This window comes from Pseudoduganella sp. HUAS MS19 (genome assembly GCF_053615455.1).
The window spans coordinates 6,308,082-6,320,522 of sequence record NZ_CM132133.1 but is presented as its reverse complement, the minus strand read 5'-3'; the positions used below and the strand labels follow the sequence as shown (position 1 = coordinate 6,320,522).

Genomic DNA, 12,441 nt, shown 5'->3' with positions numbered 1-12,441 from the left:
TTACAGCAGCGATTCGAGCGGCGGCACCGGGCGCGGCTTGCGGTCAGGACCGGTGGCGACATAGGTCAGCGTGGCCTCGGTGACCTTGACGATGTTGGCCTGCAGGCGATTGCGCTCTGCGTACACTTCGACGTTGACGGTGATCGAGGTGTTGCCGACCTTGACGATGTCGGCGTAGAAAGTCAGCAGGTCGCCGACGAAGACCGGGTGCTTGAACAGGAAAGAGTTGACCGCGATGGTGGCGACGCGGCCATTGGCGCGGCGGGTGGCGGGCAGGGAACCTGCAATGTCGACCTGGGCCATGATCCAGCCGCCGAAAACGTCGCCATAGACGTTGGCATCGGACGGTGCGGGCATCACACGCAGTTCAGGCATTTTTCCAGGAGGGAGGCCGCGGGAGGTTTGTTCTTGGGAGGTCATCGCAAATTCTCATGAAGGACTACAATTGATGGGATTTTAAACCAGCCAGCCCACGCACGTATGCGACGCTATCCGAATTCCCCGCCGCCGCCGGCCCCGTCCGGCCGCGGTTCGCGCGGCGACATTGCCACTCTGAAAACATTGCTGCCCTACCTTTGGGTCTACAAATGGCGCGTGCTGGCAGCGCTGCTGGCGCTGGTCGGCGCCAAGGCTGCCAACGTCGGCGTGCCGGTCGTGCTCAAGCAGTTGGTCGACGACATGACCATCAAGCCGGGCGACCCGCGCGCCTTGCTGGTGCTGCCGCTGGCGACCCTGGTGGCGTATGGCCTGCTGCGCCTGTCCACCACCATGTTCACCGAGCTGCGCGAATTCCTGTTCGCGCGCGTGACGCAGCGCGCCGTGCGCACCATTGCACTGAAAGTGTTCCGCCACCTGCATTCGCTGTCGCTGCGCTTCCACCTCAACCGGCAGACCGGCGGCATGACGCGCGATATCGAACGCGGCACGCGCGGCGTCAGTTCGCTGATTTCCTACACGCTGTTCAACATCCTGCCGACGCTGGTCGAGATCACGCTGGTGCTGGGCTACCTGGTCATGCATTACGACATCTGGTTCTCGGTGATCACCTTTTCGGCGCTGGCGATCTATATCACCTTTACCATCGTCGTGACAAACTGGCGCACGCATTTCCGCCGCACCATGAACGACCTCGATTCGAAGGCCAGCACCAAGGCCATCGACTCGCTGCTGAACTACGAAACGGTCAAGTACTTCGGCAATGAGGACTACGAAGCCAACCGCTACGACGAGGGCTTGCAGCGCTACGAGAAGGCGGCCGTCAAATCGCAAACCTCGCTGTCGCTGCTGAACACCGGCCAGTCGGCCATCATTGCCATTGCAGTCACCCTGATCCTGTGGCGCGCGACGCAAGGCGTGATCGACGGCACGATGACGCTGGGCGACCTGGTGCTGGTGAACGCCTTCATGATCCAGCTCTACATCCCGCTCAACTTCCTCGGCGTGATCTATCGCGAAATCAAGCAAAGCCTGGCCGACATGGAGCGCCTGTTCTCCCTGCTGGACGAGAACCGCGAAGTGGATGACGCACCACATGCCAGGCCTTTGCAGCCGCAAGGCGCGGAAGTGCGCTTCAACCACGTCGACTTCAGCTACGAGCCGAAGCGCCAGATCCTGTTCGACGTCGACTTCGCCATCCCGGCCGGCAGCACGACGGCCGTGGTGGGCCATAGCGGCTCGGGCAAGTCGACGCTATCGCGCCTGCTGTACCGCTTCTATGAAGTGAACAGCGGCAGCATTACCATCGACGGCCAGGACTTGCGCGACGTCACCCAGCACTCGCTGCGCCATGCGATCGGCATCGTGCCGCAGGATACGGTCCTGTTCAACGACACCATCGAATACAACATCGCCTATGGCCGCCCCGGCGCCAGCAAGGACGAAATCGTTGCCGCCGCGCGTGCCGCGTCGATCCACGACTTTATCGCCAGCCTGCCGGACGGCTACGAGACCATGGTCGGCGAGCGGGGCCTCAAGCTCTCGGGTGGCGAAAAGCAGCGCGTGGCGATTGCGCGCACACTGTTGAAGAACCCTGCCATCCTGATCTTCGACGAAGCCACTTCCGCGCTGGACTCCAAGTCCGAGCAGGCGATCCAGGCGCAGTTGAAAGAGATCGCAAAGAACCGCACCACGATGGTGATCGCACACCGGCTGTCGACCATCGCCGACGCCCAGCAGATCCTGGTGCTGGATCACGGTAAGATTGTCGAGCGCGGCACGCATGCGGCGCTGCTGGCACGCGAAGGACTGTACGCCCAGATGTGGGAGCGCCAGCAAGCGCGCGGCGAGCAGGAGCAGGCGACGCCGGCCAGCGGCGAGTTGGTCAACTGACGGGAGGACGGGGATGGCGGTGAAGAAGGTTCTGGCGATAGCCCTCGCGGCAATTGGAGTACTGGCAGTTGCGGTCGGCGTCAACACAGCGCGCAGCGGCAGTAGGCAGCTGGTGGCAGGGACGGCGCCCGCTCTCGCGATAGACGAGGCCGCCGCCGCGCAGCGCCTGGGGGAAGCCCTGCGTTTCGTGACCATTTCCGATTACAAGGACGCGGACGCCAACGCCGCCGAATTCGACAAGCTGCACGCTCACCTGCAAGCCAGCTTCCCCCGCCTGCACGCCGCGCTGAAACGCGAGAACGTCAACGGCAAGGCCTTGCTCTACACCTGGCAGGGCAGCGACGCCAGCGCCGCGCCAGTGATGTGGATGGCGCACCAGGACGTGGTGCCGATCGCACCGGGCACGGAAAAGAACTGGGAGCAGCAGCCCTTCGCCGGCGTCGTGCGCGATGGATTCATCTGGGGCCGTGGCTCCTGGGACGACAAGGGCAACCTGTACGCCCAGATGGAGGCCATCGAAATGCTGCTGGCGGCAGGCTTCCAGCCGCGCCGCACCGTCTACCTGGCCTACGGCGCGGATGAAGAAGTGGGCGGCAAGCGCGGCGCCGCAAAGATTGCCGAACTGCTCAAGTCGCGCGGCGTCAAACTCGAATACGTGTTGGATGAAGGCCTGATGATCGTGCACGGCATGGTGCCCGGCCTGCAGCCAGGCGCCGCCATGGTTGGCGTCGCGGAGAAAGGCTACGCCAGCTACAAGCTGGAACTGGAAACAGCGCCGGGCCACTCCTCGATGCCGCCGCAGGACACCGCCATCGGCATGATGAGCAAGGCCCTGGTTGCGCTGGAAGCGAACCCGATGCCGGTACGCATGGCGGGCCTGCCGCAGCAAAGCTTTGAAATGATGGCGCCCGAAATGACGGGCATGAACCGCGTCGCGCTAGCGAACTTCTGGCTGTTCAAGCCCATGCTGGAAAGGATGCTGGCCAGGACGCCGAGCACGAACGCGCTGATCCGCACCACCACCGCGCTGACGCTCGTCAATGCCGGCGTCAAAGACAATGTGCTGCCCGGAACCGCCAGCGCCACCGTCAATTTCCGGCTGCTGCCGGGCGACACCCTGGCAGAAGTAGAACAGCATATGCGCCAGGTGATCGGCAACGACAAGGTGCGCATTACACCCGACGGCGACTTCAACACCGAAGCCTCGCGCGTGGCGCGCCATGACGGCGCGGCATTCACCGCAGTGAACCGCACCATTCGCCAGGTATTCCCCGACGTTGTCGTAGCGCCCGGCCTGATGATCGGCGCCACCGACTCACGCTACTTCGACGGCATGAGCGACAGCGTGTTGAAATTCGGTCCCGTGCGTGCCCACCCGGAAGACCTGCCGCGCTTCCACGGCACCAATGAACGCATGTCGGTGAAAGGCTACGCCGACATGATCCGCTTCTACCACCAGCTCCTGAAGAACAGTGCATAAAGAAAGTCGGGGTCAGCTCCGGCAATCGGACAAATCGCAGCGCGATTTGTCCGATTGCCGGAGCTGACCCCGACTTTTATGTTGGAGGCCTGTTGTTTTAAGGCAGTGGGCGGTCGGCCAGTTCGCGGTCGTCGGTGGCAACCAGTTCGCCTTCCCACTTCGCTACGACGGCGGTTGCGATGGAGTTGCCCACTACGTTGGTGGCGGAACGTGCCATGTCCAAGAAGTGGTCGATGCCGAGCAGCAGCACCAGGCCCGCTTCCGGGATGTTGAACTGCGCCAGGGTCGCGGCGATCACCACCAGCGATGCGCGCGGTACGCCGGCCATGCCTTTGGACGTCAGCATCAGTACGGCCATCATGGTGATCTGGGTGCCCAGGTCCATATTGATGCCGTAGGCCTGCGCGATGAACACCGTCGCGAAGGTGCAGTACATCATCGAGCCGTCCAGGTTGAAGGAGTAGCCGATCGGCAGCACGAAGGCGGCGATGCGGTTACGTACGCCAAAGCGCTCCAGGCCTTCCAGGGTTTTCGGGAAAGCGGCTTCGGAGGAAGCGGTGGAGAAGGCCAACAGGGTCGGTTCTTTGACTTCCGACAACAGCTTCATCACGCGCCTGCCCAGGAACAGGAAGCCGGCGAAGATCAGGATGGCCCACAGTACGGCGATGGAGAGGTAGAACTCCGCCATGAATACGCCGTAGGTTTGCAGCACGCCCACGCCGCTCTTGGCGATGGTGCCGGCAACGGCGGCAAACACGGCCAGCGGTGCGAACTGCATCACATAACCGGTTACTTTCAGCATGATGTGCGCAATGCCGTCCACTGCGTCGACCAGCGGTTCCGCCTTCTTGCCCACGGCCGCCGCTGCGGTGCCGAAGAACAGCGAGAACACCACAATCTGCAGAATCTCGTTCTTGGCCATGCCGTCGATGATCGAGGATGGAATCAGGTGGGTGATGAACTCTTTCAGCGACAGGCTGGAAGTCTGCAGCGTGGCAGCTGCGGCAGCGCCGCCAGTCGGGATATGGCCCAACAGTGCATCGCCCGGACGGAAGATGTTGACCATCACCAGGCCCAGCGTCAGCGACAGCACGGACGCGATGAAGAACCAGCCCAGGGTTTTCATGCCGACGCGGCCCACTTCCTTAGTGTCGCCCATGCGCGCGATGCCGACCATCAGGGTCGAGAACACCAGCGGCGCAATGATCATCTTGATCAGGCGCAGGAACATGGTGGTAATGAGGGACATGTATTCCGCAAAACTGGTCGCTTGTGGCGCCGGTTGCGAGACATTGATGGCGTAGCCGGTGAGGATACCCAACGCCAGGCCGACGAGGATATAAGTGGTCAGGCGGTTTTTGTTGGCCATAAGCAAGATTCCTGAAGTAGGGTGGATTTGCCGTTAGAATGAATAGCGATTTGATGAGCTATTAAGCAAGTCCCGAAGTATCCTTGCGGTTCTAGGCCACTGTCAAGCAAGAATAAACCTGCTGAAACACGAAAAAGATGATCGCAATTAAAGACTTAAGTAAATGGTTTGGCAACTTTCAGGTGCTGGCGGAATGCAGCACCGAGGTCGCCAAGGGCGATGTCATGGTGATCTGCGGACCTTCGGGCTCGGGCAAATCGACCCTGATCAAGACGGTCAATGGCCTGGAACCGTTCCAGAAGGGTGAAATTATTGTCGATGGGACATCAGTCGGCGCCAAGGGTACCGACCTGTCAGCCTTGCGCGCCCGGATCGGCATGGTTTTTCAGAATTTCGAACTGTTTCCCCACCTCTCGGTGCGCGAAAACCTGACCCTGGGCCAGGTCAAGGTGCTGCGCCGCTCGCAGGACGAGGCCAACGAAAAGGGCCTGAAGTACCTCGACCGCGTCGGCCTGCTGGCGCACCAGGACAAGTATCCGAACCAGCTCTCCGGCGGCCAGCAGCAGCGCGTGGCCATTGCCCGCGCCCTGGCGATGGACCCGATTGCCATGCTGTTCGACGAGCCGACGTCCGCCCTGGACCCGGAAATGATCAACGAAGTACTGGACGTGATGATCGGCCTGGCGCAGGATGGCATGACCATGATGGTGGTGACCCACGAGATGGGCTTTGCCCGCAAGGTGGCCAACCGCGTGGTCTTCATGGACCAGGGCCGTATCCTGGAGGACTGCAGCAAGGATGAATTCTTCGGCGCGCCGCGTTCCGAGCGCGCACGGGACTTTTTAGCGCGTATCATCCACTAACAGGGCGGGCCGTTGTCCCCGCCAGCGGAGGACACCATGACCTGTCTGCGCCTGCTTCCCCTTCTTTGCCTGGCCGCCGCGGCCCACGCGGCCCACGCGGCCAATGCCCAGGAAACCACCGGCACGCTCGCCAAGATCAAGCGCACCGGCCAGATCGTGTTGGGCGTACGCGACGGCTCCATCCCTTTCTCTTATCTTGATGACAAGCAGCAGTACCAGGGCTATTCGGTCGACCTGTGCCTGAAAGTCGTCGAGCACCTGAAGACGCAGCTTGCGATGCCGGCGCTGAAGGTGGCTTACAACCCGGTCACTTCCGCCAACCGCATCCCCCTGATGGCCAACGGCACCATCGACCTCGAATGCGGCTCCACCACCAATAATGCGGAACGCCAGCAGCAGGTTGCGTTCGCATCGACCATGTTCGTGATCTCCAGCCGCCTGCTGGCCAAGAAGTCGGCCAACATCCAGACGCTGGACGACATGAAGGGCAAGGTGCTGGTGGCTACCGCCGGCACCACCACGCTGAAGCAGATGACGATTCTGAACAACGAGCGCAAGCTGGGCATGAAGATCCTGATAGGCAAGGATCATCCTGAGTCCTTCCTGATGCTGGAGACGGGACGGGCCGAGGCGGAGGCCAATGACGACATCCTTCTTGCGGCGCAGGTGGCCACGTCCAAGGCGCCGGTCGATTTCGCCGTCAGCAAGGAGGCGATGTCGGTGGAACCCTACGGCATCATGATGCGCAAGAACGATATGCCCTTCAAGAAGTCGGTCGACGAGGCGCTGCGCAAGGTCTACCAGTCCGACGACATCCTGCGCATCTACAAGAAGTGGTTCATGAGCCCGATCCCGCCGCGCGGCGTGAACCTCAATTTCCCGATGCCGGCAACGCTGAAGGCAGTGCTGGTCAAGCCGACCGATTCGCCGGACCCGGCAGCATACCGGTAGCATGCACTACAACTGGAACTGGGGCATCTTCTGGGAGCTGTCCCCGGACGGTGTGCACAGTTATTGGGATACCTTGCTATCCGGCCTGGCGTGGACGCTGGCGACCTCGCTGGCCGGCTGGGTGATCGCGCTGGCCCTGGGCATCGCTGTCGGCACCCTGCGCACCGTGCCCCACCGCTGGCTGCGCCGCTTCGCCATCTGCTGGGTGGAAGTGTTTCGCAATATTCCGCTGCTGGTGCAGATGTTCCTCTGGTACTTCGTATTGCCGGAACTGCTGCCGCGCGCGGCGGGGGACTGGCTCAAGGCGCTGCCGAATGCGCCTTTCGTGACGGCCGTGCTGTGCCTGGGATTCTTCACTTCCGCGCGCGTGGCGGTGCAGGTGGCGGCCGGTATCAATGCGCTTGCCGGCGGCCAGCGCCTGGCAGCGCTGGCGCTGGGGCTCTCGAGCGTGCAGGCTTACGAGTATGTGCTGCTGCCGCTTGGCCTGCGCATCGTGCTGCCGCCGCTGGCCAGCGAATTCCTCAACATCATCAAGAACAGTTCCGTTGCGCTCACCATCGGCCTGATGGAGCTGACAGCCAGCGCGCGCTCGATGCAGGAGTTCTCTTTCCAGTTCTTTGAAGCGTTTGCCGCTGCCACGGCGATCTACGTTATCGCCAACATCATTGTCGTCGCCGGCATGACGCTGCTTGAGCGGCACCTCGCACTGCCCGGCACCCTGGGCGCCGAAGCGCGGAGGGCTGCCTGATGTTTGCCAACTTTGACTTTGGCGTGATTGCCGGTTCGTGGGTCTACCTGTTCGAGGTGGGCATGGCGTTCACGCTCAAGCTGACCGTGCTGTCCATGCTGGGCGGCGTGGCGCTTGGCACTTTGCTGGCGATGGCGCGCCTGTCGCCGCTGCGCGTGCTGTCGCTGGCCGCTGCGGGATACGTCAACCTGGTTCGCGCCGTGCCGCTGGTGCTGGTGATTTTCTGGTTCTACTTCCTGGTGCCTTACATCGCCGCGTGGATGATCAGCGCCTCCGAGCCGGTCAAGGTCGGCACCTTCGTGTCGGCCCTGGTCACCTTCACCCTGTTCCAGGCGGCCTACTACTGCGAGATCATGCGCGGCGGCATACAGGCCATTCCGAAGGGACAGGTCCAGGCGGCGCAGGCGCTGGGCATGAATTACTGGCTAACCATGTCGAAAGTAGTGCTGCCCCAGGCGTTCCGCAACATGCTGCCGGTGCTGCTGACGCAGACCATCGTGCTGTTCCAGGATGTGTCGCTGGTCTACGTCTTGTCCGTCCCCGACTTCGTCGGCGCGGCCAGCAAGATCGCCCAGCGCGACGGGCGGCTGGTCGAGATGTACCTCTTTGTGGCGCTGGTGTATTTCATCCTCTGCACGCTCCTGTCCTGGCTGGTGCGCCGCATGCAGCGGCGTATCGCGATTATTCGCTGATTTCGGTCGAAAGATTGCGGCGCCAGGTCTTTCGCCATGTTTCAGGATGTAGCAGAGGTGTACCGCATTGTTTTCGCGTCTGGTTTGCAGCTTGCCCGATGTGTACCATGTAGTGCATGAAGACGACTAAACTTTCGGTTGGCGCCTTGCTGGTGCTGGGAGCGTTCGGCAGCGCGCAGGCTGCGGGAAGCGTGGTGGCAGACCTGGCGCTGACGCAGGCCACGATTGTCGATGTGGCTTCGGGTCACCTGGTGCAAGGCAAGGCGGTGCTGCTGAAGGGCGGCGACATCATTGCGGTTGTCGACAACGCAAAGTTGAAAGACTTCTCTCCAAAGCGAACCGTCAGGCTGCCGGGCAAATACCTGATGCCGGGCCTGTGGGATACCCACGTGCACTTCGGCGGCGGTCCCGCCCTGGTCGAAGAGAACAAGCAGCTGCTGGGCCTCTACCTGGCCCACGGCATTACCACGGTGCGTGATTGCGCGGGCGACCTGTCCGACACGGTGCTCGACTGGCGCGACCGGATCAACCAGGGCAAGCTGGTAGGCCCGACCATCTTCGCGTCCGGGCCGAAACTGGAGGGCTACAAGCCGCTGTGGAAGGGCACCATCCAGGTCGGCACGCCGGAAGAAGTCAGCAAGGCGCTGGACTACCTGCAGTCGCGCAGCGTGGACTTCGTGAAGATCACCGAGAACACCATGCAGCCGGAAATCTTCCTGGAAGCCGTGCGCCAGGCCAAGGCGCGCGGCATGCAGACTTCCGGCCACCTGCCGGTGCAGCTCACTCTGGACCAGGTAATGCAGGCAGGCTTGGGCAGCATCGAACACCAATCCTACGCACTGCGCGGCGCAACCCCGCGCGAAGCGGAATTGACGGCCCAGGTCGCGGCAGGAAAGATCACCGGCCGCGAGGCCATGCGCGCCAGCGTGGAAAGCTTCGACGAAGCGACTGCACGCGCCACCTTCCGCCGCATGGCTGCAGCCGGCATGTCGATCACTCCGACCCTGGTGGGCTCGCAAGTCACCGCCTACCTGGACCAGGACGACCATGCCAACGACCCATACCTGAAATACATCGGCAAGGGCCTGCGCAAGACTTACGAATGGCGCGTGCAGCGTGCGGCCAAGGATGACGCGGCCGCTATCGCCTATCGCCACGCCTCGTACGAAAAAGCCGCCTCTCTGCTGCCGTTGCTGCAGCAGGAAGGCGTCAACATTATTGCCGGTACCGATGCGGGTTTCCTGAATTCCTTCGACTACCCTGGCCAGGGCTTGCACGACGAACTGGGCATCTTCGTCAAATACGGCCTGACGCCGCAGCAGGCGCTGCAAGCGTCGGTGATCAACGGTCCGCGCTTCCTCGGTAAGCAGGAGCGCTATGGCGCCGTTGCCAAGGGCAAGGCAGCCGACCTGCTGGTGCTGGACGCGAATCCGCTGCAGGACATCGCCAACACCCGCAAGGTTCGCATGGTGGTCAGCCATGGCAAGGTCTACGACCGGCGCCAGCTGGACGCGATGCTGGAAACGGCGCGCCGCTACGCGGAGGAGCACCCGGCGCCTGCCGCCGATTAAGCGGCGCCGCGCCAGGCTTTCCCGATTTTCGCGACGTCGATCTTCTTCATATCCATCATTGCGTCGAAAGCCCGCTTGGCCGCTGCGCGATCCGGGTCGGCAATTGCCTCCGTCAGGATGCGCGGCGTGATCTGCCAGGACAGGCCCCAGCGGTCCTTGCACCAGCCGCAGGCGCTTTCCTGGCCGCCATTGTCGACAATGGCGTTCCATAAGCGGTCGGTTTCTTCCTGGTCGTCGGTTGCAATCTGAAAAGAAAACGCTTCGCTGTGCTTGAAAACGGGGCCGCCATTCAGGCCGATGCACGGGATGCCGGCGACCGTGAACTCGACTACGAGAACGTCGCCCTGCTTGCCGTCCGGGTAGTCTCCCGGTGCCCGGTTGATTGCGCCGACTGCGCTATCTGGAAAGGTTTTTGCGTAGAAGGTAGCGGCATCCAGTGCATCGCCGTCGTACCACAGACAGACTGTATTCTTGCTAGCCATCGCTTGCCTCCTCAAAGGATTGCGGGGGAAGCGCCAATATCGCACATTCTCGCGGCCCCTGCGGTACAGCAGGTAAAATGGCGGGATTCGTTTTAAAGGAAAGCCTGCCGCCATGAGTGACTTCGAGATCCCGCACAGCATCACCATCACCCGCCCAGACGACTGGCACCTTCACCTGCGTGACGGCGCCACCATGGCCAGCGTCCTGCCGGACACCGCGCGCCAGTTTGGCCGCGCGATCGTGATGCCAAATTTGAAACCTCCAGTCACCACCGTGGCGCAGGCAGCCGCCTACCGCGACCGCATCCTGGCCGCCCTGCCGCAAGGCATGGACTTCGAGCCGCTGATGACGCTCTACCTGACCGACAACACCTCGCCGGACGAAATCATCCGCGCCGCCGACAGCGGCTTCGTGCACGCGGTCAAGCTGTACCCGGCCGGTGCCACCACCAACTCCGACGCCGGCGTGACCGACCTGGCCAAGTGCTACAAGGTGCTGGAAACCATGCAGGAAGTTGGCATGCCTTTCCTGGTGCACGGCGAAGTGACCGACCAGGATATCGACCTGTTCGACCGCGAAGCCGTCTTCATCGAGCGCGTGATGCGCCCGCTGCGCAAGGACCTGCCGGCCCTGAACATCGTATTCGAACACATCACCACCAAGGATGCCGCGCAATACGTGGCGGAAGCGGAAGGCCCGATCGCGGCCACCATCACCGCCCACCACCTGCTCTACAACCGCAACGAGATCTTCAAGGGCGGCATCCGCCCGCACTACTACTGCCTGCCGGTGCTGAAGCGCGAAGAACACCGCCTGGCGCTGGTGACTGCGGCGACCAGCGGCGATGAGCGTTTCTTCCTCGGCACCGACTCCGCGCCGCATGCGCAGGGCGCCAAGGAAGCGGCCTGCGGCTGCGCCGGCTGCTACACCGCGCTGCATGCGATGGAGCTGTACACCGAAGCCTTCGCCCGCGCCGGAGCACTGGACAAGCTGGAAGCCTTCGCCTCCCTGAACGGCCCGGCCTTCTACGGCCTGGAACCGAACAAGGGCACCATCACCCTAAAGCGCGAGCAGTGGACGCTGCCGGCCGACCTGCCGTTCGGCGATTCCAGGCTGATCCCGCTGAACGCAGGCGAAACGATCAACTGGAAAATGGCCTAAGTGTTCCAGGAGATCGACTGGTCCCGCGCCTGGTACGCCTCGGTGCGGGATGCCGCCTCCCGCGTCGACCTCTCCCTGCCCAGTGTTGTCGGGCCGTTCTGCGAACAGGCGGCCGCGCTGGCGCTGGTCAACCACGCAGGCCAGCCGTTGCGTTTCGTGCCGCAAGCCGCCCTCCCTGAAGGAACGGCATACGAAGAATTCATCGGGGCCACCGGCCAGGTGCCGACCCGCGACAACCTGCACGACTTCTTCAACGGCCTGGTGTGGCTGACTTTCCCCCTCGTCAAACGCCAGCTCAACGCCCTGCAGGCGGCGCAGATCGCGCTGGACGGCGTAGGCAAGTCCCGCGGTCCGGCGCGCGATGCTGCTACTATCTATGACGAAAACTCGGCGCTGCTGGTCGTGCGCGACGACGCCGAAGGCGCAGCCCTGGTCGATGCCTTGCGCAACCACCGCTGGAGCGAAGCCTTCGTGCAGCGCGCCGCCATGTTCGGCAGCGACGCGGAGGTCTGGCTGTTCGGCCATGCGCTGATGGAGAAACTGGTGGCCCCTTACAAGGCGATCACCGCCCACACCCGTGTAGTGCTGGCCGGCGGCGATTACTGGTCGCTGGACGGCGCTGGCCGCCGCGCCTGGCTGGACCGCGACGAGGCCGCGCGCCTGGCCGGCGAGGGTTTGGCCAAGGGCGGCTTTACACCGCTGCCGGTGCTGGGCATTCCCGGCTGGTGGCCGCAACAGGATGACGCTTTTTACGCAGACGACACGGTATTCCGCCCCAAGCGGAAGTCCGCTTGA

At 62.9% G+C, this 12,441-nt stretch carries 12 protein-coding genes; 9 read left to right on the top strand and 3 right to left on the bottom strand.

All coding sequences use genetic code 11. The features are described from left to right. The gene (locus tag ACWBU6_RS29035) at nucleotides 1–420 is read right to left on the bottom strand and encodes an acyl-CoA thioesterase (RefSeq protein WP_452646791.1); all 420 of its coding nucleotides are present in this window, start codon (nucleotides 418–420) and stop codon (nucleotides 1–3) included. A 60-nt stretch (nucleotides 421–480) separates the two neighbouring features. Between ACWBU6_RS29035 and ACWBU6_RS29030 the strand changes: the two genes are divergently transcribed. Next, nucleotides 481–2,328, top strand: a complete 1,848-nt coding sequence (locus ACWBU6_RS29030) for an ABCB family ABC transporter ATP-binding protein/permease (RefSeq protein WP_452646790.1) — start codon at nucleotides 481–483, stop codon at nucleotides 2,326–2,328. 13 nt (nucleotides 2,329–2,341) lie between these two features. Next, a complete protein-coding gene (locus ACWBU6_RS29025) occupies nucleotides 2,342–3,808 on the top strand; it encodes a M20 family peptidase (protein WP_452646789.1) in 1,467 nt (488 codons plus the stop codon). 97 nt (nucleotides 3,809–3,905) lie between these two features. Here ACWBU6_RS29025 and ACWBU6_RS29020 read toward each other — a convergent pair whose 3' ends face one another. Beyond that, nucleotides 3,906–5,177 carry a dicarboxylate/amino acid:cation symporter gene (locus tag ACWBU6_RS29020; protein ID WP_452646788.1) on the bottom strand — a complete coding sequence of 424 codons (1,272 nt, stop codon included), beginning with the start codon at nucleotides 5,175–5,177 and terminating at the stop codon, nucleotides 3,906–3,908. Between the two features lie 137 nt (nucleotides 5,178–5,314). Here ACWBU6_RS29020 and ACWBU6_RS29015 point away from each other — a divergent pair, with 137 nt between their 5' ends. From ACWBU6_RS29015 to ACWBU6_RS28995, 5 genes are all read left to right on the top strand, one after another. Next, nucleotides 5,315–6,040: an amino acid ABC transporter ATP-binding protein gene (locus ACWBU6_RS29015; protein ID WP_452646787.1), complete on the top strand. Its 726-nt coding sequence runs from the start codon at nucleotides 5,315–5,317 to the stop codon at nucleotides 6,038–6,040. A 36-nt stretch (nucleotides 6,041–6,076) separates the two neighbouring features. After that, nucleotides 6,077–6,991 (top strand): amino acid ABC transporter substrate-binding protein, encoded by a 915-nt coding sequence (locus tag ACWBU6_RS29010; RefSeq protein WP_452646786.1) that lies wholly within the window; start codon nucleotides 6,077–6,079, stop codon nucleotides 6,989–6,991. Nucleotide 6,992: 1 nt separating this feature from the next. After that, on the top strand, nucleotides 6,993–7,739 hold the full coding sequence (locus ACWBU6_RS29005; RefSeq protein WP_452646785.1) for an amino acid ABC transporter permease: 747 nt from the start codon (nucleotides 6,993–6,995) through the stop codon (nucleotides 7,737–7,739). Beyond that, a complete protein-coding gene (locus ACWBU6_RS29000) occupies nucleotides 7,739–8,431 on the top strand; it encodes an amino acid ABC transporter permease (RefSeq protein ID WP_452646784.1) in 693 nt (230 codons plus the stop codon). Before ACWBU6_RS29005 ends, ACWBU6_RS29000 begins: the two co-directional genes overlap by 1 nt. 116 nt (nucleotides 8,432–8,547) lie before the next feature. Further along, entirely contained in the window at nucleotides 8,548–10,002 is a 1,455-nt protein-coding gene (locus tag ACWBU6_RS28995) for an amidohydrolase family protein (protein WP_452646783.1), read from the top strand. Here ACWBU6_RS28995 and ACWBU6_RS28990 read toward each other — a convergent pair. Continuing rightward, nucleotides 9,999–10,484, bottom strand: a complete 486-nt coding sequence (locus tag ACWBU6_RS28990; protein ID WP_452646782.1) for a VOC family protein — start codon at nucleotides 10,482–10,484, stop codon at nucleotides 9,999–10,001. The genes ACWBU6_RS28995 and ACWBU6_RS28990 overlap by 4 nt on opposite strands. Nucleotides 10,485–10,596: 112 nt before the next feature. Here ACWBU6_RS28990 and pyrC point away from each other — a divergent pair, with 112 nt between their 5' ends. Continuing rightward, nucleotides 10,597–11,646 carry a dihydroorotase gene (gene pyrC / locus ACWBU6_RS28985; RefSeq protein ID WP_452646781.1) on the top strand — a complete coding sequence of 350 codons (1,050 nt, stop codon included), beginning with the start codon at nucleotides 10,597–10,599 and terminating at the stop codon, nucleotides 11,644–11,646. After that, the gene (locus ACWBU6_RS28980) at nucleotides 11,647–12,441 is read left to right on the top strand and encodes a DUF3025 domain-containing protein (protein ID WP_452646780.1); all 795 of its coding nucleotides are present in this window, start codon (nucleotides 11,647–11,649) and stop codon (nucleotides 12,439–12,441) included.

Bases quoted from the DNA above. Each gene is read 5' to 3' on its own strand.
- ACWBU6_RS29000 (WP_452646784.1), top strand. From the start codon at position 7,739: ATGTTTGCCAACTTTGACTTTGGCGTGATTGCCGGTTCGTGGGTCTAC.
- pyrC (WP_452646781.1), top strand. From the start codon at position 10,597: ATGAGTGACTTCGAGATCCCGCACAGCATCACCATCACCCGCCCAGAC.
- ACWBU6_RS29030 (WP_452646790.1), top strand. From the start codon at position 481: ATGCGACGCTATCCGAATTCCCCGCCGCCGCCGGCCCCGTCCGGCCGC.
- ACWBU6_RS29035 (WP_452646791.1), bottom strand. From the start codon at position 420: ATGACCTCCCAAGAACAAACCTCCCGCGGCCTCCCTCCTGGAAAAATG.
- ACWBU6_RS29020 (WP_452646788.1), bottom strand. From the start codon at position 5,177: ATGGCCAACAAAAACCGCCTGACCACTTATATCCTCGTCGGCCTGGCG.
- ACWBU6_RS29015 (WP_452646787.1), top strand. From the start codon at position 5,315: ATGATCGCAATTAAAGACTTAAGTAAATGGTTTGGCAACTTTCAGGTG.
- ACWBU6_RS29010 (WP_452646786.1), top strand. From the start codon at position 6,077: ATGACCTGTCTGCGCCTGCTTCCCCTTCTTTGCCTGGCCGCCGCGGCC.
- ACWBU6_RS28995 (WP_452646783.1), top strand. From the start codon at position 8,548: ATGAAGACGACTAAACTTTCGGTTGGCGCCTTGCTGGTGCTGGGAGCG.
- ACWBU6_RS28990 (WP_452646782.1), bottom strand. From the start codon at position 10,484: ATGGCTAGCAAGAATACAGTCTGTCTGTGGTACGACGGCGATGCACTG.
- ACWBU6_RS29025 (WP_452646789.1), top strand. From the start codon at position 2,342: ATGGCGGTGAAGAAGGTTCTGGCGATAGCCCTCGCGGCAATTGGAGTA.
- ACWBU6_RS29005 (WP_452646785.1), top strand. From the start codon at position 6,993: ATGCACTACAACTGGAACTGGGGCATCTTCTGGGAGCTGTCCCCGGAC.